Raw genomic sequence first — 19,396 nt, forward strand, 5'->3', positions numbered from 1 at the left:
CGTTTCGGTCAGGCCCCCGGCGGCGGTGGCGGCAGAATGGTGAACAGTTGCGCCAGTTCCTGCACGTCACCGGCCTTTTTCCAGCCGTCCTGGCCCGCGGTCCAGACATAAGTGTCGCGCGTCAGATCGCCCTCGCTGGCCATTCGGCCCATCCTGGCTTTGGAGTATGGGCCGCTGGTCTGCCCATCCACGGCGATATGCCAAACATGCTCGACCGGCGGCGGCGGCGGGGCCGTATGAGCTGCCGGACGTGGGGCAGCGGGGGCGGGCGATCCCCACGGGCCGCTCGGCTGGCCCGCTGCCATGTTTGACATCTGCTGTGCCATCGCCATGCCCATTCCCATGCCAAGACCTGCGCCCATGCCACCGCCTTGGCTGGGGTTGCTGGCCGCAGCCGTCATTGCCTCTGCTGCGGAATACTGTGTGAATTTGCCCAGATCTCCGGCCAATCCCATCGAGGTCCGCTTGTCCAATGCGGCCTCGACCGCCGGAGGAAGCGAAATATTCTCGATGTAGAATTCCGGCATCTCCAGCCCATAGCCTTCCAACACCGGGGAAACTTCAGTCGCGATCAATTTGCCCAGATCAGCCGTGTTCGCCGCCATGTCCAATACAGGAATACCTGACCCCGAAATAACGCGGCTGAACTCCTGCACGATGATGTTGCGGACCTGAAAGCTGATCTCGCTCATGGTGAATTCGCCGTCGGTTCCGACGATTTCCACAAGGAACCTGGCCGGGTCTTTGACCCGAACGGTATAGGTACCATAGGCGCGTATGCGGGTCGGCCCGAACTCGGGGTCGCGCAGCATGATCGGGTTCTTGGTCCCCCATTTCAGGTCGTTGAACCGGGTCGTATTGACGAAGTAGATCTCGGACTTGAACGGCGACTGAAAGCCATGATCCCAGTGCTGTAATGTGGTCAGGATCGGCATGTTGTTGGTCTCTAGCATATAGAGACCTGGCGTGAACACATCCGCCAACTGCCCTTCATGCACAAATACGGCCGCCTGACCTTCGCGCACAGTCAGCTTGGCACCGTATTTGATTTCATGGCCTTCACGCTCGAACCGCCAGACCATGGTGTCGCGAGTGTCGTCAACCCAATGGATGACGTCAATGAATTCTCCGGTCAGAAAATCGAATATTCCCATTTGGGTTCTCCTGTCCTTGGGGTCAGAGCGGCTGCCCCATCAATTCCTGGGCAATGACATGCACGATGGGGCGGGCCTGATCGACTGTCACGCCGGGCTCAAGCCGCTTATCATAAAGCATTGTCAGCAGTTTTTCGTCATGGCTCGTCAGCAGGGCAAACTCGTCATCATCATTGAAGATCGATGGGCGCGCTGCCGGGCTATCGTTAGACAATCCCAGCCCCTGTGCGATTTCTTCGTGGATACAACTGCGACGGACCAGATCAGTCAACTCGGCCCGGATCAACGCAACGGCGCGTACATATTTATACGGAGACGCCGTTGTCGCCGAGGCAAAAACAAAACAATCGAAATTCGATCTCGGATTTGCGACCAGATCAAGCGAAGCCTGACTGATATTCGGGATCAGCTGTTTCAGTCGTGACACCACATAGGTGCTGTCGTCCTTGCCCGCGAAGAAGACGTGGAAATTTGCGTTTCGGGAGACCACGGAAATCGGATGATCCGTCAGCCTCGCCAGGCGCGAGGCAAAGGACTGAACCCGTTCCGCATCCTGTTCCCGTACAGCAGGCAGCACGGAAGGCCCAAACTCAGTCTGGATGCGCACCGGCCCCGACCAACGGCTGAGCTGCCCGTCTGTCTGGCGCGACCCGATGGAAACGTTTTGGGTCGGATATTCGCTGTAGAACGCAATCGCTTCGAAATTTCGCGCCAGATCCTGGGCGTCATAGGGCGTATCGGGCCCGCCCCCGTCTGTCCGCAATAACCCCCGCACCAAGAGGTCGCGTTCGACACGCTGGTAAAACCGCGCCAGATCCTGACTTGCGGCAGAGGGCGGTACATAGGCATTCGCCGCAACAGAAACAGGCGCCGGGCGCGCTTGCGGCGCAATCGAGGATGTCAGTGTTTCATCGCAATTGGCCAAAGCCAAAAACGCCGCCATCCCCAGCGCCTTTTTCAGATATGTAATATCCCGCACGCCCAGTTCAGCCTCAGCCGGGGACAGCGGTTCCGGCGTTGTCGCCGGTCCCGTCTCGTCGCGCCTTGGCGGATGCCAGAGTGTCGCGCAGTTCCGCCTCCATCTTCTGCAACTCGGCCTCAGCGGCAGCACGTTTGGCTTTTCCTTCATCCGCAATGGCCAGGCTTTCGTTGATGGTGCCGATCAGGTCTGCGTTGGCCTTTTTGACAGCTTCGATATCGAACACGCCGCGTTCCATTTCCTCGCGGATCATCTTGTTCGACTGGCGCAGATTGGCAGCATTCGAAGTCAAAAGCTCGTTGGTCAAATCGTTGGCGTCGCGCACCGCGGCGGCAGCTTCGGCGCTGCGCTGAATGGTGACGGCCTGTGCCAGTTGCGTTTCCCACAGCGGCACGGTGTTCACCAGCGTCGAGTTGATCTTTGTGACCAGCGACTTGTCGTTCTCCTGCACCAGCCGGATCGACGGCAGCGACTGCATCGTGACCTGACGCGTCAGTTTCAGATCGTGCACGCGGCGCTCCAGATCGTCACGCGCGGCGCGCATGTCACGCAGTTCCTGCGCTTTCATCACCTGTTCTTCTTCTGGCGCGGCCTGAACGGCGGCTTCCCTTTCGGGGATGTCATGGCTGTCCAACTCGGTCAGCTTTTCTTCACCCGCCGCGATATACAGCGCCAGTTCATCGTAAAAACCCAGAGTTTTCTCGTACAGCAGGTCCAGCGATTTGATGTCCTTGAGCAGTGTATGTTCATGTCCCAGAAGATCGTCGGTTATGCGGTCGATCTGCTCCTGAACTTCTTCAAACTGAGCGGTAAATTTCGCAAATGGTGCGGCTCTGCCCAGCAGCCTTTCCCACCAGCTGCGCTCGCGGCGCACGTCCAGCTCACTGACCGAAAATCCGCGGATCGTGGTCACGATATTGCGCAGGCTGTCTCCTGCCGGGCCAACATCCTTGTTGCGCACATCCGCAAGCATGGCCTGACTGATTTCCTGCAATTCGGCCTGAGCGGAAGACCCGAAAGCAACAATCGAGTTGGTGTTGCCCATGTCAATCTCGTCCATGCGCTTGCGGATCTCGGCACTCACGGGTTCATCGGCTTCTTCAAGCGAGATAACCTCGGCCTTTGGTTCGGGCAGGGCAACTGCGGTGACTTCCTGCACCAGTGTTTCGGCCTGAGCCGCCTTGTTCTTGATCTCATCGGACATGGGGATGTTCCTCGCTCAAATAATGGCCGGTCAGTCCAACCGGACGCCTTCGCGCTGCAATCTTTCGCGCAGCACGTCGATTTCGACCGTCAGATCACTGCGGTCATCCAATAGCATTTTCCGCGTACGCGCGGCGAAATTCTGTTCCAGATCATCCAGTAGCGCGACGTAGTCTGTCATCGCCTGCGCATCGCGGGTCCGGGCATAGACATCGGCGAACTTGACAGTCGCATCACGCGCGCCCTGTAGATAAACCGTCATGTATTTTCGCGCGCCAGCCAGATCGCGGGGGTCTTCCTCGACCGTTCGAAAAAGGTCACGTGCGGTGTCCTGAAACCGTTCCAAACGGGCTTCGATCCGGCGATCACCCGCGCGTTTGATGGCGTCCGTCATCTCGGAAAGACGGTTTTCCGCATCCTCAACGACCCGGGCAACGCGATCTTGCTGAAAGGTGTCAATTCCTTCCATGCCCTTGTCCTTCATCGGATCAAACCCGAAGGAGGCCGAGTGCAGCACGGTTGCTGCAGCGCCGAACAAGACAGGGGCAAGCAGGCTGACTTGCGACGCCGTTTCCGCATTCAGAAACTCGGTCCGGTAGGACGCAAGAGCGGCGCCCAGACCTGTCAGAAGGCTGGCAAAGATTTTACGGGGAAACGCAGGCCGGCGGGCAGCCTTACGGGCGTTAAACGCGGCTTCGGCCCGCAGACCTTCCCGCAGTAAAAACGCAGCTGCCGTCAGCAGGCCAGCTGCGATCAGACCAATGGTCATGCCTATCGCGCCGTCGTTCAGCGACAGAAACACCAATGGGATGGCCGGTATGAACAGGACATTGGCACGCGCGCCCGCAGGTTCGACCCGCGCGCCATCGAATTGCCCACGGGGCTGAAGAGTGTCGCCGGACGTATCATCCTGAGGGCTGTATTTGCCGCCAAATCGCTTTGCCATGCGTTACAAGCCCCCAAGCACGCCTGTGCACACGCCAAACAAAAGCACCAGCAATACGGCGTAGGCGAATTTTTGCACTCCGCTTCCGGACATCACGCTCCCCAAATAGCAGCAATCACAGAAAATTTAGGGGATACGCAGGCTTGGCGCTAGGGGGAAGGTTGCCGAACCTGCATCACTTGCGGGGATTCTTGCCGATGGGCGGGCGTTTTCTTTGTGGTCGCGTCGGACGTTTGGGGGCCGCTTCGGTTTTGGCATCCGAATCCAGCCCAAGTTGATCGCGCATAACGCGGCGGCGGATTTCTTCGACTTCTCCCGGCTTCAGATTGCCCAATTGGAACGGGCCGTAAGAAACCCGCAACAAACGGTTCACATTAAAACCGATATCTTCCATGGCCCGACGGATTTCTCGGTTCTTTCCTTCGCGCAGACCGATGGTCAGCCAGGCATTGGCCCCCTGCTGGCGATCCAGCGTGACGGTCATCGGCTGGAACCGCTCTCCCTCAATCACCAGACCTTTGCGCAGCGGTTCGAAATCTTCGTCTTTCGGGCGTCCGTTTACCCGCACACGGTATTTGCGCAACCAGCCGGTCGCGGGCAGTTCAAGCTTGCGCTTGATAGCACCGTCATTAGTCAGCAGCAGCAGACCTTCGGAATTCAGGTCAAGCCGGCCAACGCTTATCACCCGAGGCATGTCTTCGGGCAGCTTGTCGAAAATCGTATCGCGCCCTTTTTCGTCGCGGGTTGTCGTAACCAGCCCAGCGGGCTTGTGATACAGCCACAAGCGCGAGGGTTCCGGTTCCGAGACCGGTTTGCCGTCGACCACGATCTTGTCTTTCGCCGTCACGTTCAGGGCGGGGCTGTCGATGGTCTTGCCATTCACGGCCACGCGGCCAGCTTCGATCATGCGCTCGGCCTCGCGCCGCGACGCGACGCCAGCGCGGGCCAGGACTTTGGCGATCCGGTCGCCGGGAGGAGGGGTCTTGTTCATGTCTGGGCCATACCCTATCCCGCGCGCTTGCGAAAGGCAGGTTTCTGATGCAGTCAGGGGCATGGTGTTCAAATCGCATATGGAACAGGCGCTGCGTGAGGCGCGCGCAGCAGCGGATCGCGGCGAAGTGCCCGTTGGCGCGGTCATTGTCGGGCCGGATGGCTCTGTTGTGGCGCAGGCAGGAAACCGGACGCGTGAGTTGAACGATCCTACTGCGCATGCAGAAATCCTGGCTTTGCGCGCGGCCTGTGCCAATGCCGGATCTGAAAGACTGCCCGGATATGATATCTATGTGACACTGGAACCCTGCGCCATGTGTGCAGCGGCACTGGCGGCCGCGCGCATCCGGCGCGTTTACTATGGGACGTCCGATCCCAAATCCGGCGGTGTGGCCCATGGCGCGCGGGTTTTTTCCCACTCGCAAGCGCATCACAAGCCCGAGGTCTATGACGGCATAGCCGCCAAAGAATGTGAAACCCTGCTGCTGGATTTTTTCGCGGAAAAACGAATAGAAAAATGACCGGGATCTGACAGGACGGCCACTGTCAATTCCAGTCCAGGCGATACACTGTCTGCTGCCCGCCGAACCCTTTCAGTGCGACCGATTTTGGCGAGCTAAATCTCAGACCGCCCTCCGGGCTGACCAGCAATCTGGTCACGTCGGTGACATGAATTTCATTCGGGCCACTTACGTCTGTCACGCGCGCGGCCTTATTGACGACGGACCCGAAGAAATCCTCATCTTTCTGTATGACGTCGCCGGTATGAATTCCAATCCGCAGACCCAGAGGTGTTTCGGAATTTGCCAATGCGTTCTTTCTTTGCAGCTCGATTGCTGCCTGAATCGCATCCTGGACCGTCGGGAAGATCGACATCGTGCCATCCCCAAGGGATTTGACCAGCCGTCCCTGATGGGCTTGGATAAGGTGTTCAGCCAGATCAAAATGACCGGAAATAAGCTGGGCCCATTTTTTGTCACCCAAGTGCCGGGTGATATCTGACGACCCGACAATGTCAGTGAACATGACCGAAGCGGTTCCCTCGGTCTGATCCTGTGTGAACTCCTGTTTTGCGGCTTCGATCAGTGCATTCAACACCGAATGCTCGATGCCGATCTTTTCCATGTTCGAGGTCGGGTTAGACACATGCAGCTGCACCATTTTCCAGACGCCGTCTTCCAGATGCAGAACAAATGTAAAGCGGTGCCAGGCTGAATTGCCGTTCGAATGAAAGGTCAGCGTCGCTTCGCAAAATGCCCAGCCTACATCCCCACATTCAAACGCTTCCAGCGAATGTTCCTGCCAGTCATAGTCCGGGATTTCGTTGGTGTGATCGGCGAAGCCACGCCGAAACACCTGCCCGGACCATGCCTCTTCATCCGCCGAGCCCTGATACCGCAGGTGTTCCGAGGATGACAGCATATTGACCAGCACAGCCCGATCCTTGTCATGAACGGCCTGATTCCATCGCCGTACAACTGCGATCAGTTCCGGTGAAGGGACAATGTCGCTGGTCATATCATCCCTACAGCTTTATCGCCTGCATAACCTGCGATTCGATGACGTCTACACCCGGCAAAGCACCTGCCAGCGCCTGAGCGGATTGCTCAAGAATCGGGAAGGTCTTGTAGTGGCAGGGAATTACCGTCTTGAAGTTGAAGTATCTTTTGGCGGCGTAGGCGGCAGCTTTCATATCCATGGTGAAATGCCCGCCCGCTGACAGGATGCCAATATCGGGTTTGTAGTAATCCCCCAACCAGTCCATGTCGGCCATGATGTCGGTATCACCTGAAACATAAAGCATGCGCCCCTCGGCACTGATCATAAAGCCGACCTCGCTGCCGCCTGTGCGCAGGCCGTCCGGTGTCGAAAAGGTCGAGCTGTGAGAGGCCGGGACCATTGTTACCTTGACCCCGTTCAGGTTGACCGTGCCGCCCTTGTTGAAACCAATGGTCTCGATGCTTTCGGCTTCGGCCCAGTACCCCATCAGGTCATATTGTCCCACAACCGGAATCTTCAGGTGTTTGGCCAAAGGCAGAACGTCGACGACATGGTCAAAATGCGTATGGGTCAGAAGGATGTGGGTGGCGCCATCAACGGCGGCGTCATGCTGTTCCTCGGGCAAGACCGGGTTGCCGGTCAGCCAGGGGTCGATTAGCAGCACCTGTCCCTGGGTTTCGATACGGAAACTTCCATGGCCCAACCAGATAATGTTCATAATTATTTCCTCCCAATCATTCTGTTGGCGGCAGCCTAACATCGGATAAGTAAATTTCCATGGATTGGTTTCGTGAAATAGACGGGTACTGCGAGCGGCTGTCTCCAGCCTACTGGGCCGAGCCCGTTAACGCGGTCACAAACGCTGCTTTTCTGATTTGCGCATGGGTCATGTGGCGGCGGGTGCGCAATCAGAACATGCCGCTGGCCAAGGTTTTGGTGGCGCTTCTGGCGATCATCGGGTTTGGCAGTTACCTGTTCCACACGCATGCGCAGGTATGGGCGGCTTTGGCGGATGTCGCGCCCATACTGTTGTTCATATTGGTCTATGTTTTTGCGGTGAATAAAGACATCTGGAGGATGCCTTTGGGGGTGGCGCTCGGGGGAATGCTTCTTTTTCTTCCCTATGCGACGGCTGCTGTCCCACTGTTCCAACAGGTTCCGGGGCTTGGAGGGTCGGCGGTTTATGCGCCGGTCCCTTTTCTGATCCTGATCTATGCTGTTCTTTTGCGTGGCCGTGATCCGATTCTGGCCAAAGGACTGACAATCGGGGCGTTGATCCTGATCTTGTCGATTACCTTCCGTGCCCTCGATATGCGTTTCTGCGGCCAATGGCCGGTGGGGACACATTTCATGTGGCATCTCCTGAATGCCATTATGCTGGGCTGGATGATCGAAGTGTATCGAGCGGCCCTCATCAGGGGCCGCGTCACCCAAACTCGTGGATCATGAGCAAATGGCGCGGAGGCCTGTCGTGACCATCCTTCAGACTTATTATTCGGTCGATGAAACGGCGTTGGCCTTTTCTCAGTCTTGAAAGGCTGCGGCCAGATGATCCGGCAGGTCGAATTCGCTTAAAACCCGTGCGCGGCCCTCGGGCGACATCTTGCGGGCAGTCTTTTCAACAATGCTCTGGATTTTCTCGGCTGAGTGTTTCGCCGCAAAGGGCTGGAAATACCATTTCAGAAACACAAAGCAGATCACATCTTCCAGCGCCTGCACCTCTGCATCGCGTTTGATGCCTTGCTTGCGCAACATGCGACCCGCGGCTTCGGCCTGCTCAGCGTCATAGCCTTCTTGGGTCATCAAACTCATCACCACGTCCGCGTGATGCACACCTTGCGCCTTGCGCCAGGCCAGATAACCCGCCCGACCTTCCGGGAATTCATTGCGGGCAAGCTTCCACCGCTCCACATGTTGACCACGCGCCGCAATCTGCAAAGCGTCGGACGCGCCTGGAAACAGGCGGTCAAGCTCTGCGCTCATGCGCTCGCCGTAAAGCTGCGCTTCGGGGCGGCCATCATCGCGGTTGGGGTCATTTGCATTCGCCGCATCGATGGCATCCAGGACCGCTTTTTTTTGCGTGTTCATCAGCTGCTCCACTTGCTTGTCAGAACCGCAAGTGCCTTATGCAGTTCCCTTTTGGTATTTGCAGCAATGCTAACGACTCGCTTTGGGCTGTGCACCCTCGAATATGCGTTTTGGCCGGGTCGGAGAGGGGAAATCCGACCCAGCCGGAACCTGCGCATCACTTTGCAGGTTTAACCTTGTCCTGAGTGACCGGTTCCGTCACGGGCGAGGGGAAGGTCAAAGTGCGTGTCAGGTTGCTTGTGTCGATACCCAGGGCCATGGCCGGTGCGGCCAAAAAGGTGGCGGACAAGACTGCGGCAATCATCAGGGGTTTCATGTTTTTCTCCGGTTTGCGTTGTGTCGCACAACTAGAAATGAACAGTACAGTTCAGTTTTCAAGGTCAATATTGAACTAATTAGTTTACTTTTTTGCATACCACTCATTCAGTTTTGAATGGCGGGTGTCATGCGGCGGAACTTAAACTCGGTACGGCCCATGGCGCAGCGGTCTTGCGACTGCCGCAACAGACAGGTAAACGCCCCATAACGTAGATGAGGGAAGCCGATGTCGATTGACCAAAGCACCGCCGCCAAAGTGGCCAAACTGGCCCGGATCAAGGTCGAGGATGACGCGCTGCCGGCGCTGGCATCCGAGTTCAACACCATCCTCGGGTTCATCGAACAGCTGAACGAAGTGGATGTCGAAGGTGTCGAGCCGATGGTCTCGGTCACGCCGATGCGGCTGAAACGCCGTAAGGACGAGGTAACCGACGGCAACCAGCAGGAAAAGGTTCTGGCCAACGCCCCTGACGCCCGCGAAGGGTTCTTCGCAGTTCCCAAAGTGGTGGAGTAAGACATGAGCGAGCTGAACAAACTGGGTCTGGCCGAGGCGCGCGATGCGCTGCGTTCCGGTGACGTTACTTCTGTCGAGCTGACCGACGCCTGCCTGAAAGCCATTGACGAGGCAGATGCGCTGAACGCCTTTGTCCACAAGACACCCGAACTTGCAATGGAGCGCGCCAAGGCCGCGGATGAGCGGATCCAGCGTGGCGACGCACCGTCGATGTGTGGCCTGCCGATCGGCATCAAGGATCTGTTTTGCACCAAGGGTGTGCCGTCGCAGGCGGCGTCGAAAATCCTGGAAGGGTTCAAGCCGGAATACGAATCCACCGTTTCACAGCAACTGGCCGACGCAGGCGCGGTGATGCTGGGTAAACTGAACATGGACGAATTCGCCATGGGATCGTCCAATGAAACATCGACCTATGGCAATGCGGTCAGCCCGTGGCGCCGTGGCAACGATGATGCGCAACTGACACCTGGCGGCTCGTCTGGCGGGTCTGCATCTGCCGTGGCTGCTGATTTGTGCCTGGCTGCGACAGGTACCGACACCGGAGGCTCGATCCGCCAGCCTGCGGCCTTCGTTGGCATCACGGGCATCAAACCAACCTATGGTCGTTGCTCTCGGTGGGGTATCGTCGCCTTTGCGTCCTCGCTGGATCAGGCGGGACCAATGACCAAGAACGTGCGTGATGCAGCGATCATGCTGGAAACCATGTGCGGACATGACCCCAAGGATTCGACCAGTGCCGAACTGGCGGTCCCGAATTTCGAGGCCATGCTGACCGGTGACATCAAGGGCAAGAAGATCGGTATCCCGAAAGAGTACCGTATGGACGGTATGCCCGCCGAGATCGAAAAACTCTGGGCCGATGGCGCAGCGATGCTGAAAGCCGCAGGGGCCGAGATTGTCGATATCTCGCTTCCGCACACCAAATACGCGCTGCCCACCTATTACGTGATTGCTCCGGCCGAGGCATCTTCGAACCTCGCCCGCTATGACGGTGTTCGCTATGGTCGCCGTGCACAACTCGCGCAAGGCGATGGCATCACCGAGATGTACGAAAAGACCCGCGCCGAAGGTTTTGGCCCCGAGGTGCAGCGCCGCGTGATGGTCGGCACATATGTGCTGTCCGCAGGTTTCTATGACGCCTATTACAATCGCGCACGCCGGGTCCGGACCCTGATCAAGAAAGACTTCGAAGACGTGTTTGCTGCGGGCATCGATGCCATTCTGACACCGGCAACCCCTTCGGCGGCTTTCGGTCTGGGGGAAATGACCGAGGCGGACCCTGTTCAAATGTATTTGAACGACGTCTTTACGGTTACCGTGAACCTCGCTGGCTTGCCCGGTATCTCGGTCCCCGCAGGGCTGGATGCACAAGGTCTTCCCTTGGGGTTGCAGCTGATCGGGCGCCCGTGGGAAGAAGGTGACTTGCTCAATACCGCTTATGCGCTGGAAAACGCAGCCGGTTTTGTGGCCAAGCCCGGCAAATGGTGGTAAGCCTTCGGGCAAGTGAATTACTGAAGACGGAGCCAATCAATGCGTGTTTTGCTTTTGGTCCCGGCCCTGACACTGGCTGCGGCCTGCACCAATGTCGCGCCGTTGACCAGCACGGGTTTCAACACGCCTGAATATCAGGCACAGCGCGAGGCTCAATTGGCGGGTCAGGGCGGGGCGGTCAATCCGCTGCTGGCTCCGGTCGATGTTTCCCAGCAACCACTGGGCACACCGGGATCATCGACCTTTGCAACAGGTGAGAATGCGGACATCGCCAACCAGACCGCCGCAGCGTTGGCCAGCACGTCCGGGCAATCCTCGGTCTCCGCGTCGTCGGCTGCCGGCTCCAACAGCAGCGCAATCTCTGACGAGCAGGACTTCGCAGCCGTGTCCGAGAGGCGCAGCATCCAATCCGATGCCGCCCGGATTGCGCAAAACCGCCAGACCTACGAAGTCGTCGCTCCAACCGCCGTGCCTGAGCGCACGGCGAGCGGCCAACCGAATATCGTACAATATGCGCTGAGCACCTCCAATCCGGTGGGCACACAACTTTACAGCCGTTCCGGTTTCAACCTGCAAGCCAAGGCACAGAGGAACTGCGCGCAATTCCCGTCACCGGATCAGGCTCAGATCGAATTCCTGTCCAACGGCGGTCCGCAACGTGACCGCAAGGGGCTGGACCCGGACGGCGACGGCTATGCCTGTGGCTGGGACCCCAGCCCGTTCCGCAGTGCCGTTAACAACTGACACCTTAACGCCGATCTGGCATCCGTCTCCGAATTTCGGCAAGCGCCGGGGCGGGCTGTTGCCATCCTTGATCGTGATCCACTATACGGCCATGGACAGCGCGCAGGCGGCTCTGGATCGTCTGTGCGACCCGGCTTCCGAAGTTTCGGCTCATTACCTGATCGGGGGTGATGGCACCCTGTGGCAAATGGTGCGTGAAGAAGATCGCGCCTGGCATGCCGGGGCAGGGGAATGGGACGGCAAGGACGACATCAACTCGCGCTCGGTTGGGATCGAACTGGAAAACACCGGCAAACATCCGTTCTCGCAGCCGCAAATGGCGGTGCTGGAACAGTTGTTGCCCCTGATCATGACCCGCTGGTCCATTACTCCGTCCGGGGTTATCGGGCATTCCGACATGGCGCCCGGGCGAAAATCCGACCCTGGGCCGCGCTTTGACTGGAACAGGCTCGAAAAGCAGGCGCTGGCCAAACCGCGCGGCACAGGAGTTGATCCGATGTCACCCGATGCAGAAGCATTTCGCGCCTCTGCTCGGATGGCAGGTTTCACCGCCCCCGTGGACGATGCAAAACTGCTGGCCGCTGTCCGGTTGCGATTTCGCCCCTGGGCGAAAGGTCCGCTGGACATGGCGGATATGAATGCGGTCACCCCGTCGGACACAACAACCTGATCCGCTCTTCATCTGGCCAAAAATATCCCGGGGTTGAATTGGCCGCAGGCCAAGAAGGGGCTGGCCCCTTCTCGGGCCTGTCAGCTCTTGACGCCGCAGACCGCAAAGCTTACCCAGCCCGGGCGCGGAGGGCCGGATGGCCGCTGGGGCGTATGCCCGAGAGGAAAGTCCGGACTCCACAAGACAACGGTGCCGGGTAACGCCCGGGCGGGGCAACCCGACGGAAAGCGCCACAGAAATCAGACCGCCCAGAGCCTCGGCCGCGGGTAAGGGTGAAACGGTGGGGTAAGAGCCCACCGCGCCGCTGGCAACAGTGGCGGCACGGCAAGCCCCACCGGGAGCAATGCCAAATAGGGTCCCCGCGCGGGCCGGTCGGCGCAAGCCGATACCGCCGCTAAGCGCGTCTTGGCCGAGAGGGACCGGGTTGGCAGCTTGAGCCGTGCAGCAATGCACGGCCTAGAGGAATGGTCATCGAAGGGGGCAACCCCGGAACAAGATCCGGCTTACAGGCCCTCCGCGCGTATCTACTTATCCTCCGGGCGGCGTGTAGGTCCCCGCCAATCTTGCGGCTTTCTCAGTGACCGAAACGAACTCGTCCGCAGTCCAGGCCCGAACCGTTTCTATGTTCGTGACCGCACCCGATGCCGCGACCGCCATGCCGACCGCCACAGCATCTGTTCCGTCCGGCGCTTCGCTGATCACGACCACGTCGTTGCTGCCGGTTGTCATGTAGAAGGATAGCAGTCGACCGCCGACTTTCTCCAGCAATGCTTTCACTGGGCCGGTACGGTTCTCGGGCTTTTGCAGCATGCCTTTGACACCAGCTTGCGAATAAGTTGCGTAGGTAATGAAAACAGGCATTGGTACCTCCTTTTTAACGAGAAATCACAGGGCCTTTCAGTCAGCCGCCCCGGGGGCCGTCTTGCGTCAGATACCGGAGATCAACGGTGCCGCGATGTGCCAAAGACCTGCTCCGATAAGCGCCACACCTGACACCGGCGCCAGCCACCGGGCTGTCGGCAGAAGCTTTTCCAGCGCGACATAGGCGGCAATGCCAACGATCCAGTAGAGGTTCATGATCCCTCCGACGAACAGCAGCAGCATCAACGCCCAGCAGCATCCCAGGCAATACGTGCCGTGCAGGGCTCCGGTTCTGAGCGCGCCGAAGGGTCCGGGCCGGTTGTGACCGGCCAGAAACCTTGCGGGGCTTTGGCAGTAACGAAGGCACGCATTCTTCAAACTTGAAAACTGATAGAACCCGGCAGCCAGCAGAACACTTCCCGCGAAGGGGCCAGAGCGGATTGTCATCATCGGCCCGCTCGACAGCCCGATATGTTCCAGTCCCCACTGCAATGCCGTTGCAGTCAGGCTGAACGCACCCCAGGTCACCAGATAGCCCAACAGGAAACACAGGCTGAACGTTGCGGCGCGGTCTTTCTCAGGGCCCATGCGCTTTGTCGCTGCAAACAAAAGCACGGCTGGCGCGGCACTTGGGGTCATCATGGCAATCATCATGATCCACCACATCAGGAAGATGAGCAGAGTGTAACCGAAGCTCCAGGCGGTTGCGGAACCCATCTGCATGGGCTCCCCAACCGGCCCTGCCATGCGGGTCATTTCGACCGCAGACATTTTCATCCCGACGCCGGCAACTGTGTACCAGGTGGCAGCAAGAATGATCAGAAGGACGCTGCCCAACACGATTGCATTGTCCTGCTTCAACAGCCGCTCAATCGCCCCGGCAGGGGCTGTCGCACTCTGTCTGGTCATGAAAGAGTCTCCGGCTACGCGCCCAGAACACCGTGACCCGAGAGGTTCAGATGTGCGAGATGGGCGTGCGTGGCATCAAAGGTAAGGCTGATTTCGCCGCCCGTTGTTTTGGCCGACCCCGAGGCAGCCTCTGCGTGGCGGTACTCAAAGCCGTTCGGCAACTGGATCGATGCCCTGTGCGCGGCGCCCGATACGATATGTGGAATCGGGCTGACCTCGACGTCGAAGACCCCCGGAACATTGGCGTAGCCGCTACGATCATCGCGGTTCCAGTTCAATTCGATTGGGACAAAAAGCGTATCATATTTCGTCGGGGCCATCGCACTGTAAACGTACCACATGGTCGCCATTTCATCGGTGTCTTCGCCGGTCATGATGGCCTGCAATGCTGCGCGCTGTTCGGCTGTAGCACTTTCGTCAATGATCAGTTGCATCTGACCATTGCCTTCGTGGATCGGTCCCGGCCAGTGATAAACACCTGCTGCCCGCAAACCGGCCAGATCAGTATCGCCATAATGCCCGCTTTCGATGTCGAAAACGACAACAGCCTCGCAATTTCCGTGTGATGGAAGAACGCTGAATTGGCAGGGACAGCCGAAATTGCAATTACAATTGGCCAGTTCTTCGCCCTGAATAACCCATTCTGTCATGATAGCCCCCCAAGAAAAGCTGCGTAAAACAACACTGCTCCGCGCGGGCATTACCTGTTCACACTGCCTTGGTCGTCGAGCCTGAAGTTGGCCTCTTGGACGTATCAGTTGCGGCAAACCTATCACGATATCGTGATATGTACAAACTTACTCACTGTCTTTTGGTCCTCATCGGCTTGGAAATTCAGTCCGGAATCCCGTGGGGGTTGAACGTGGTATTCGCCTTTGCAATCCTTTGATAGAACTGGGGCGTATTTTGAAAAACCGGGAGGATTGTCATGAGCTTTATGAAGACACTTGCGTCCGTTGCAGTTGGTTTCGCGGCTGCGAAGGGGATGGAGAAATACCAGAAAATGGGCGGAATGGCTGGCTTGCAGGACATGATGCAAGGCGCAGGCGGCGGCCTTGGTATGGATCAGCTTGGCAAAATGGCCGAACAGTTCGGCCTTCCCGGAGGTGCGACAGGCCTTCAGGACATGATGGGTAAGATGGGGCTGGGTGGCAGTGCCGCAGGTGCCGCAGGTGCCGCCGGTCTTGGCGGGCTTTTGAATGCGATGCAGGGGGCGGCCAGAACTGGCAGCCAGCAGACCACCGACATGATGGAGACGGTGTTTGGCGGAACACCAGCCGGGGCTGCCATGGAAGCTCAGGCCAAGCTCATGTTGCGGGCGATGATCCAGGCGGCAAAGGCAGACGGCGAGCTGGACGAGCACGAGAAAGAAACGATCCTCGGAGAGTTGGGCGATGACATCAGTGACGAGGAACGCGCATTCGTGCAGGAACAACTGAACGCACCTGTCGACGTCATGGGTCTGGCAGCTGATTCTGGGGCACCGCTCAGAACGCAGATTTATGCGACATCTCTGGCGGCAATACGGTTGGACAATGATCGTGAGGCCGCATATTTGCGGCAATTGTCCACTGCGCTGGGTCTTTCGGACAGTGAAAGGGACCAGATTCACAGCTATATGGGTGCGCCAACGTTACCGGGTTGAACCTGTGCCCGATTCCTGGGCTGGGATCGTCCGATTGGCCTTGACATGCACGGCGTAGCGCGTAAAAGCGCACGCTCATAGGAATTCAACCGAAAGGCCCCTGCCTTTCCGGACGCAGGAGATAACCATGGCGAAGCCGACGACAATCAAGATCCGTCTGAACTCGACCGCGGGCACGGGCCACTTCTACGTGACCAAAAAGAACGCGCGCACCATGACCGAGAAAATGACCATTCGTAAATACGATCCGGTCGTTCGCAAGCATGTCGAGTACAAGGAAGGCAAGATCAAGTAATCTTGCCGTTCCATTTGGACTTTCCAAAAGGGCTCTGCTTGGCAGAGCCTTTTTTTGTGTTGAGTTCCGGTGGTTTGTTGCCACGAATGTCAGCATGCCCACCTGGGGCCGTTGCAGGAGCGCATCAGCCACCGATGCAATCGCATGGCCTGTGGCTTGCTTTTTGTGCCGACCTGCAAGTACGCTTGAGCAAACCGCCACAAAATGTTGACCGCCATGAAAAAAATCTTGTTATCCACAATTGCCGTTCTGACTTTGGCGGCCTGTGAAGACCCGTTTAACCGCAAAGGTGTTGGGTTTACCGGAATCGATGGCGAACCCCGCACGATTTCCGACGTTCCCGGAGCCGTCGCATTTCTGCCGCCTGAAACGAATGTCCCGGCCGAGCTGGCAGAACTTCAGACCGTTACTCTCTTGGCTGATGAAGTGGACCCCTCCAAGGTGGCAGCCGTTGCTATCGACAATGGCGGGCGGACGCCGGACAATGCGGTGCAGCTACAGGGCAGCGATACGAATCTGTTCCTGAGCACCGTCAGCGTCAACGGAACCTTGTATGGTGTCCTTCGCACACCGACGAACAGCGTAAAGGTCGACAACTCGGTCGGCGTTGGTTTCGCGCAAGAGGCTGAGCGTTTCACCGGGTGTCTGCCTGCCGGTGATGTGTTCCGCAAAGGCACGTCCGAGCGTAGTTCGGGCTTTGCTGTACCGTTGAATTGCAGCTAAGTCTTACACCTTCTGATGTATCAAGCCCTCGCTGATCTAGCGGGGGCTTTTTCTTTGCGGGGTACGCGGACGTCGTCGCCTTGTCCGCCAGGATTCATGTACCGGGCAAGCGCGATCATCAGTTGGTTCTAAACGAAAAAAGGCCGGTCTGATGACCGGCCTTTCCCTTACGTTGGTTTGCAGTTACTCGCGGTTACCCAGGAATTGCAGCAGGAACATGAACAGGTTGATGAAGTCCAGGTACAGGTTCAACGCGCCCATGATAGCGGCCTTGCCCAGCCATTCCTGATCGCCACTATGGGCCATTTGCAAGTATGTGTTCTTGATATTCTGGGTGTCATAGGCGGTCAGGCCCGCGAAGATCAGAACGCCGATGGCCGAGATTGCAAAGGCAACGGCCGAAGACGCCAGAAAGATGTTCACAACCATCGCGACGATCAGGCCGATCAGGCCCATCATCAGGAAAGTGCCCATGGCGGACAAGTCTTTCTTGGTTGTGTAACCATACAGAGAAAGGCCCGCGAACGCGATTGCGGTGATCAGGAAGACCTGAATGACCGACTCACCGGTGAAAACAAGGAAGATCCAGCTGATCGAAACGCCCATCACCGCTGCAAAAACGTAGAACACCAGCTGTGCGGCGGCCGCCGACATACGGTTGATCCCGGCGCTGAAGCCGAAGACAAACAGCAGGGGTGCAAACATGATGACCCAGCGCAGGGGCGATGCGTAAATGCTGTAGCCCAGCGATGTCAGATAGGTATCGGCATTCAACTGTGCTGCCGCAGCTGACGGATCGCTTGTGGTTGCCAGGCCCGCGATGGCCCAGGCTGCTGCGAATGTGATCAGCATGCCTACGGACATAGTGCCATAGACTTTGTTCATATGGGCGCGCAGGCCCTCATCAATCTCGGCAGCGCGCGCGCCGGCCGCCGTCCGGATCGTGTCGAATTGTGCCATCAAAGGGTCTCCCTTTACATAATTATGCAGCCCCCCGGCTGTGCGGGAAGCGTTCTAGGCAAATATCGGCAACTCAGGGCTGTGTTTCAAGTATTTACCGCGGAAAACCAACTAATTTACGCAACAAAAGTGGCGATCCGTAACAAGTGACCGCCACTCATGAACTAAAGATTTGTATTTGCATCATTTCTGCCAGAATTCCGGCGCGTCCCAGACGAAGCGTCTGGCTTCGGCATCGGCCTCTGATCTGGAGATTCCGATGTCCTGAAGGGCGCGATTATCAAGTCGCGCCAGCTGGTGGCGTTGACGCTTCAGGGAAACAGCATGCCTGATGATAGTGCTGAGTGATTGCTTTTTCTGCTTGCAGGGGCGATGAATGGCAATTTGGGTCATATTTATTGTCCTTTCGTCTCTTTTCGATGGTTTCGCTTGTCTTCATCAATTTCCTTGATTGATATGGGAGAGTATGACATATTTTAAAAACGAATATTTTTGATGAAACCCATAAGGAATTGTGAAGATGCGGAATCTGGACATCACAACCCTGCGCTCATTTGTTGCTGTGGCAGATCAGGGGGGAGTGACACGCGCTGCCGGGTTCCTGCATCTGACGCAATCTGCGGTCTCGATGCAGTTGAAACGGCTGGAGGAGTTGCTTGGCCTGCAGTTGCTGGACCGCAGTGGCAGAACGATTGCCCTGACCGCGTCCGGTGAACAATTGCTGGCTTATGCGCGCCGTATGATCGCATTGAATGATGAGGTCATCTCGAAACTGACCGATCAGGCCTATGAAGGTGAGGTGGTGTTGGGGGTTCCTCACGACATAGTTTACCCGGCCATCCCACGGGTCCTGCAACGGTTCAACGCGGATTTCCCGCGAGTCCGAGTTCAGTTGGTGTCGTCTTATTCATTGCAGCTGAAAGAGATGTACAAACGCGGCGAATGTGACGTGATCCTGACCACGGAGCCGTCGTCGGTGGACGGTGCGGAAACCATTGCAGAGCTGCCCTTGCGCTGGATAGGTGCGCCGGGCGGGTCGGCCTGGCGTAAGCGTCCGCTGCCTTTGGCACTTGGACGTCGCTGCTTGTTTCGACCACAGGTGATATCGGCGCTGGATGCGGCCGGTATCCCCTGGGAGCTGTCGGTGGAAACTGAAAACGACCGCACAATCGAGGCCACGGTCAGCGCTGATCTGGCAGTGTATGCGGCACTGGAAGGTACCGAAGCCGCACATCTTGAACAGATCGAAGGCGGCGGTGCGCTACCGGACCTGCCTGCGCATATGATCAACCTGTATGGTGGAGAGCCGGGTCGAGACGCGGTTGTCGAAGCGCTGGCGCAGTTAGTGCGTCAGAACTTTCGCCTGCTTGGGGGGACACAGCTGCGCGCCGTGGTGGGCTGATTGC

General features: G+C 57.9%; 24 protein-coding genes and 1 other RNA gene. 11 read left to right on the plus strand and 14 right to left on the minus strand.

Going from position 1 to position 19,396, the window contains the following annotated elements; genetic code table 11:
• Positions 1-8 precede the first annotated feature (8 nt).
• The 5 genes from ACR0M3_RS06300 to ACR0M3_RS06320 form a co-directional block, all read right to left on the minus strand.
• Positions 9-1,154 (minus strand): SPFH domain-containing protein, encoded by a 1,146-nt coding sequence (locus ACR0M3_RS06300; protein WP_480545781.1) that lies wholly within the window; start codon positions 1,152-1,154, stop codon positions 9-11.
• Positions 1,155-1,176: 22 nt separating this feature from the next.
• Positions 1,177-2,097 carry a DUF2927 domain-containing protein gene (locus ACR0M3_RS06305; protein ID WP_480486489.1) on the minus strand — a complete coding sequence of 307 codons (921 nt, stop codon included), beginning with the start codon at positions 2,095-2,097 and terminating at the stop codon, positions 1,177-1,179.
• Positions 2,098-2,146: 49 nt separating this feature from the next.
• Positions 2,147-3,337: a toxic anion resistance protein gene (locus tag ACR0M3_RS06310; protein ID WP_480582816.1), complete on the minus strand. Its 1,191-nt coding sequence runs from the start codon at positions 3,335-3,337 to the stop codon at positions 2,147-2,149.
• A 30-nt stretch (positions 3,338-3,367) separates the two neighbouring features.
• A complete protein-coding gene (locus ACR0M3_RS06315) occupies positions 3,368-4,282 on the minus strand; it encodes a 5-bromo-4-chloroindolyl phosphate hydrolysis family protein (protein ID WP_480909997.1) in 915 nt (304 codons plus the stop codon).
• A gap of 175 nt (positions 4,283-4,457) precedes the next feature.
• Positions 4,458-5,273, minus strand: coding sequence for a pseudouridine synthase (locus ACR0M3_RS06320; RefSeq protein ID WP_480909998.1), 816 nt, complete (start codon positions 5,271-5,273; stop codon positions 4,458-4,460).
• Between the two features lie 61 nt (positions 5,274-5,334).
• On the opposite strand from ACR0M3_RS06320, the gene ACR0M3_RS06325 reads away from it, so the two are divergent.
• Positions 5,335-5,793 (plus strand): nucleoside deaminase, encoded by a 459-nt coding sequence (locus ACR0M3_RS06325; RefSeq protein ID WP_480910108.1) that lies wholly within the window; start codon positions 5,335-5,337, stop codon positions 5,791-5,793.
• 25 nt (positions 5,794-5,818) lie between these two features.
• On the opposite strand, the gene ACR0M3_RS06330 is transcribed toward ACR0M3_RS06325, so the two are convergent.
• Positions 5,819-6,790, minus strand: coding sequence for an adenylate/guanylate cyclase domain-containing protein (locus ACR0M3_RS06330; protein ID WP_480899507.1), 972 nt, complete (start codon positions 6,788-6,790; stop codon positions 5,819-5,821).
• Between the two features lie 7 nt (positions 6,791-6,797).
• On the minus strand, positions 6,798-7,490 hold the full coding sequence (locus tag ACR0M3_RS06335) for a metal-dependent hydrolase (protein ID WP_480909999.1): 693 nt from the start codon (positions 7,488-7,490) through the stop codon (positions 6,798-6,800).
• Between the two features lie 59 nt (positions 7,491-7,549).
• On the opposite strand from ACR0M3_RS06335, the gene ACR0M3_RS06340 reads away from it, so the two are divergent.
• Positions 7,550-8,221, plus strand: coding sequence for a ceramidase domain-containing protein (locus ACR0M3_RS06340; protein ID WP_480910000.1), 672 nt, complete (start codon positions 7,550-7,552; stop codon positions 8,219-8,221).
• Between the two features lie 75 nt (positions 8,222-8,296).
• Here the strand turns inward: ACR0M3_RS06340 and ACR0M3_RS06345 are convergent, their stop codons facing one another.
• Together ACR0M3_RS06345 and ACR0M3_RS06350 are read right to left on the minus strand one after the other, a co-directional pair.
• Positions 8,297-8,860 carry a DUF4202 domain-containing protein gene (locus ACR0M3_RS06345; protein ID WP_480910001.1) on the minus strand — a complete coding sequence of 188 codons (564 nt, stop codon included), beginning with the start codon at positions 8,858-8,860 and terminating at the stop codon, positions 8,297-8,299.
• Between the two features lie 157 nt (positions 8,861-9,017).
• Entirely contained in the window at positions 9,018-9,176 is a 159-nt protein-coding gene (locus tag ACR0M3_RS06350; RefSeq protein WP_209504628.1) for a hypothetical protein, read from the minus strand.
• Between the two features lie 228 nt (positions 9,177-9,404).
• On the opposite strand from ACR0M3_RS06350, the gene gatC reads away from it, so the two are divergent.
• The 5 genes from gatC to rnpB all read left to right on the plus strand — a co-directional run bounded on the left by gatC (position 9,405) and on the right by rnpB (position 13,119).
• Positions 9,405-9,692, plus strand: coding sequence for an Asp-tRNA(Asn)/Glu-tRNA(Gln) amidotransferase subunit GatC (gene gatC / locus ACR0M3_RS06355; RefSeq protein ID WP_480482014.1), 288 nt, complete (start codon positions 9,405-9,407; stop codon positions 9,690-9,692).
• Between the two features lie 3 nt (positions 9,693-9,695).
• The gene (gene gatA, locus ACR0M3_RS06360) at positions 9,696-11,183 is read left to right on the plus strand and encodes an Asp-tRNA(Asn)/Glu-tRNA(Gln) amidotransferase subunit GatA (protein ID WP_480910002.1); all 1,488 of its coding nucleotides are present in this window, start codon (positions 9,696-9,698) and stop codon (positions 11,181-11,183) included.
• Between the two features lie 39 nt (positions 11,184-11,222).
• Positions 11,223-11,927 carry a hypothetical protein gene (locus ACR0M3_RS06365; protein ID WP_480910003.1) on the plus strand — a complete coding sequence of 235 codons (705 nt, stop codon included), beginning with the start codon at positions 11,223-11,225 and terminating at the stop codon, positions 11,925-11,927.
• Positions 11,884-12,597: an N-acetylmuramoyl-L-alanine amidase gene (locus tag ACR0M3_RS06370; protein WP_480910004.1), complete on the plus strand. Its 714-nt coding sequence runs from the start codon at positions 11,884-11,886 to the stop codon at positions 12,595-12,597. Before ACR0M3_RS06365 ends, ACR0M3_RS06370 begins: the two co-directional genes overlap by 44 nt.
• 124 nt (positions 12,598-12,721) lie before the next feature.
• An RNA gene (gene rnpB / locus ACR0M3_RS06375) (RNase P RNA component class A) lies at positions 12,722-13,119 on the plus strand.
• Positions 13,120-13,125: 6 nt separating this feature from the next.
• Here the strand turns inward: rnpB and ACR0M3_RS06380 are convergent.
• From ACR0M3_RS06380 to ACR0M3_RS06390, 3 genes are all read right to left on the minus strand, one after another.
• Positions 13,126-13,458, minus strand: coding sequence for a GYD domain-containing protein (locus ACR0M3_RS06380; protein ID WP_209504623.1), 333 nt, complete (start codon positions 13,456-13,458; stop codon positions 13,126-13,128).
• Between the two features lie 66 nt (positions 13,459-13,524).
• The gene (locus ACR0M3_RS06385; RefSeq protein WP_480773146.1) at positions 13,525-14,367 is read right to left on the minus strand and encodes a DUF2182 domain-containing protein; all 843 of its coding nucleotides are present in this window, start codon (positions 14,365-14,367) and stop codon (positions 13,525-13,527) included.
• 14 nt (positions 14,368-14,381) lie between these two features.
• The gene (locus tag ACR0M3_RS06390) at positions 14,382-15,017 is read right to left on the minus strand and encodes a DUF1326 domain-containing protein (RefSeq protein WP_480482006.1); all 636 of its coding nucleotides are present in this window, start codon (positions 15,015-15,017) and stop codon (positions 14,382-14,384) included.
• A 278-nt stretch (positions 15,018-15,295) separates the two neighbouring features.
• Here ACR0M3_RS06390 and ACR0M3_RS06395 point away from each other — a divergent pair, with 278 nt between their 5' ends.
• The 3 genes from ACR0M3_RS06395 to ACR0M3_RS06405 all read left to right on the plus strand — a co-directional run bounded on the left by ACR0M3_RS06395 (position 15,296) and on the right by ACR0M3_RS06405 (position 17,030).
• Positions 15,296-16,012 (plus strand): DUF533 domain-containing protein, encoded by a 717-nt coding sequence (locus ACR0M3_RS06395; RefSeq protein ID WP_480486393.1) that lies wholly within the window; start codon positions 15,296-15,298, stop codon positions 16,010-16,012.
• 127 nt (positions 16,013-16,139) lie between these two features.
• Complete coding sequence (gene rpmG / locus ACR0M3_RS06400) at positions 16,140-16,307, plus strand: 50S ribosomal protein L33 (protein ID WP_037309480.1); 168 nt, start codon at positions 16,140-16,142, stop codon at positions 16,305-16,307.
• A 216-nt stretch (positions 16,308-16,523) separates the two neighbouring features.
• Positions 16,524-17,030 carry a hypothetical protein gene (locus tag ACR0M3_RS06405; protein WP_480486391.1) on the plus strand — a complete coding sequence of 169 codons (507 nt, stop codon included), beginning with the start codon at positions 16,524-16,526 and terminating at the stop codon, positions 17,028-17,030.
• Between the two features lie 183 nt (positions 17,031-17,213).
• Here the strand turns inward: ACR0M3_RS06405 and ACR0M3_RS06410 are convergent, their stop codons facing one another.
• Positions 17,214-17,990, minus strand: a complete 777-nt coding sequence (locus ACR0M3_RS06410) for a Bax inhibitor-1/YccA family protein (RefSeq protein WP_209504618.1) — start codon at positions 17,988-17,990, stop codon at positions 17,214-17,216.
• Positions 17,991-18,173: 183 nt separating this feature from the next.
• Positions 18,174-18,383: a DUF1127 domain-containing protein gene (locus ACR0M3_RS06415; RefSeq protein ID WP_480899136.1), complete on the minus strand. Its 210-nt coding sequence runs from the start codon at positions 18,381-18,383 to the stop codon at positions 18,174-18,176.
• Between the two features lie 127 nt (positions 18,384-18,510).
• Between ACR0M3_RS06415 and ACR0M3_RS06420 the strand changes: the two genes are divergently transcribed.
• Positions 18,511-19,392, plus strand: coding sequence for a LysR family transcriptional regulator (locus tag ACR0M3_RS06420; protein WP_480910005.1), 882 nt, complete (start codon positions 18,511-18,513; stop codon positions 19,390-19,392).
• Positions 19,393-19,396: the final 4 nt, after the last annotated feature.

It is taken from the genome of Ruegeria sp. O5 (assembly GCF_056535105.1).

Coding starts and splice junctions, on each gene's coding strand:
- ACR0M3_RS06300 (WP_480545781.1), bottom strand. CDS start 1,154: ATGGGAATATTCGATTTTCTGACCGGAGAATTCATTGACGTCATCCAT.
- ACR0M3_RS06335 (WP_480909999.1), bottom strand. CDS start 7,490: ATGAACATTATCTGGTTGGGCCATGGAAGTTTCCGTATCGAAACCCAG.
- ACR0M3_RS06365 (WP_480910003.1), top strand. CDS start 11,223: ATGCGTGTTTTGCTTTTGGTCCCGGCCCTGACACTGGCTGCGGCCTGC.
- ACR0M3_RS06345 (WP_480910001.1), bottom strand. CDS start 8,860: ATGAACACGCAAAAAAAAGCGGTCCTGGATGCCATCGATGCGGCGAAT.
- ACR0M3_RS06325 (WP_480910108.1), top strand. CDS start 5,335: ATGGTGTTCAAATCGCATATGGAACAGGCGCTGCGTGAGGCGCGCGCA.
- rpmG (WP_037309480.1), top strand. CDS start 16,140: ATGGCGAAGCCGACGACAATCAAGATCCGTCTGAACTCGACCGCGGGC.
- ACR0M3_RS06410 (WP_209504618.1), bottom strand. CDS start 17,990: ATGGCACAATTCGACACGATCCGGACGGCGGCCGGCGCGCGCGCTGCC.
- ACR0M3_RS06350 (WP_209504628.1), bottom strand. CDS start 9,176: ATGAAACCCCTGATGATTGCCGCAGTCTTGTCCGCCACCTTTTTGGCC.
- gatC (WP_480482014.1), top strand. CDS start 9,405: ATGTCGATTGACCAAAGCACCGCCGCCAAAGTGGCCAAACTGGCCCGG.
- ACR0M3_RS06330 (WP_480899507.1), bottom strand. CDS start 6,790: ATGACCAGCGACATTGTCCCTTCACCGGAACTGATCGCAGTTGTACGG.
- ACR0M3_RS06305 (WP_480486489.1), bottom strand. CDS start 2,097: ATGGCGGCGTTTTTGGCTTTGGCCAATTGCGATGAAACACTGACATCC.
- ACR0M3_RS06390 (WP_480482006.1), bottom strand. CDS start 15,017: ATGACAGAATGGGTTATTCAGGGCGAAGAACTGGCCAATTGTAATTGC.
- ACR0M3_RS06420 (WP_480910005.1), top strand. CDS start 18,511: ATGCGGAATCTGGACATCACAACCCTGCGCTCATTTGTTGCTGTGGCA.
- ACR0M3_RS06310 (WP_480582816.1), bottom strand. CDS start 3,337: ATGTCCGATGAGATCAAGAACAAGGCGGCTCAGGCCGAAACACTGGTG.
- ACR0M3_RS06405 (WP_480486391.1), top strand. CDS start 16,524: ATGAAAAAAATCTTGTTATCCACAATTGCCGTTCTGACTTTGGCGGCC.
- ACR0M3_RS06320 (WP_480909998.1), bottom strand. CDS start 5,273: ATGAACAAGACCCCTCCTCCCGGCGACCGGATCGCCAAAGTCCTGGCC.
- ACR0M3_RS06395 (WP_480486393.1), top strand. CDS start 15,296: ATGAGCTTTATGAAGACACTTGCGTCCGTTGCAGTTGGTTTCGCGGCT.
- ACR0M3_RS06415 (WP_480899136.1), bottom strand. CDS start 18,383: ATGACCCAAATTGCCATTCATCGCCCCTGCAAGCAGAAAAAGCAATCA.
- ACR0M3_RS06340 (WP_480910000.1), top strand. CDS start 7,550: ATGGATTGGTTTCGTGAAATAGACGGGTACTGCGAGCGGCTGTCTCCA.
- ACR0M3_RS06315 (WP_480909997.1), bottom strand. CDS start 4,282: ATGGCAAAGCGATTTGGCGGCAAATACAGCCCTCAGGATGATACGTCC.
- ACR0M3_RS06385 (WP_480773146.1), bottom strand. CDS start 14,367: ATGACCAGACAGAGTGCGACAGCCCCTGCCGGGGCGATTGAGCGGCTG.
- gatA (WP_480910002.1), top strand. CDS start 9,696: ATGAGCGAGCTGAACAAACTGGGTCTGGCCGAGGCGCGCGATGCGCTG.
- ACR0M3_RS06380 (WP_209504623.1), bottom strand. CDS start 13,458: ATGCCTGTTTTCATTACCTACGCAACTTATTCGCAAGCTGGTGTCAAA.